At 65.8% G+C, this 984-nt stretch carries 1 protein-coding gene; it reads right to left on the bottom strand.

What is annotated here, in order from left to right; genetic code table 11:
• Positions 1–24: 24 nt before the first annotated feature.
• The gene (locus tag FXN61_RS49660) at positions 25–918 is read right to left on the bottom strand and encodes an IS982 family transposase (RefSeq protein WP_167980667.1); all 894 of its coding nucleotides are present in this window, start codon (positions 916–918) and stop codon (positions 25–27) included.
• Between the last annotated feature and the right edge of the window lie 66 nt (positions 919–984).

Raw genomic sequence — 984 nt, forward strand, 5'->3', positions numbered from 1 at the left:
TCTAGACGAGTAAGTCCTAACTGATCAGTGGTCGTAGGCGATCAGGGATCGGGTGACGGGCTGGCCGGTGGCGCGGTTGTGCCAGATCGCGGCGGTCATTGCGAGCAGGCGTTGGGCGATGCGGGCGGTGACGCCGTCGATGGTGCGTCCGCCGTGTAGCTCGAGGTCGAGCTGGCCTTTGAGGGTGTCGTTGACCGACTCGATGAGTTGCCGGACCGGTTTGAGCAGGTGCTGGGCCGGGTGTGGGGTGCGGTTGCGATACGAGGGGCGCAGCAGCTGCACCCCGCGCTCGGCCAGGAAGGTGTCCAGCTCGCGGGAGACGTAGCCCTTGTCCGCGATGATCAGCAGACCGGGCCGGTCGGCCAGCACCGAGGGATCGTGGTCCAGGACCGCCATCAGCACTTGGCGTTCGTCGAGCTTGGGATTGGCCAGTGCCCAGGTGATCGGGAGGCCGGCCGGGGTGCAGACCAGGTGCAGGCGCAGGCCCCAGAAGAACCGGGAATGCGATGAGCAGTAGCCGTAGCCTGCCCAGCCGGCCAGTTCGGAGCGTTTGGCGGCTTCGCGGGAGCGAGCGCACTCGACCGGGGTGGAGTCGACCACCCAGGTCGCGTCCGTCCCCAGGTCAGTGTCGACGGCGAGTAGCCGGATGATCCGCTTGAGCAGCGGGACCGCGGTGCGCAGTCGCTTGTTGTAGCCGGATTGCTGTGGCAGGTAAGAGAAAGCGCCAGGCAGATGGCGAGGAAGGAACCTCAGCCAGCGGGCCTCGGAGCGGATGCCGAGTAAGGCTTGGGCCACAGCGAGGGTGAGCAGTTCGGCGTCGGTCAGCCGTGGTGGTCGTCCGGTCCGGGCGGGCCTGCCCAGGTGATCATCGATCTTGACGTAGAGTGCGGTCAGAAGGGTGTTCAGGTCGGTCCTCACAAACTGATCTTGAACACCCTTCATCCGTCTCCAGACACCGCCCGGACTTAGGACTTACTCGTCTAG

It is taken from the genome of Lentzea indica (genome assembly GCF_012184385.1).
GTDB classification, from domain to species: domain Bacteria; phylum Actinomycetota; class Actinomycetes; order Mycobacteriales; family Pseudonocardiaceae; genus Lentzea; species Lentzea indica.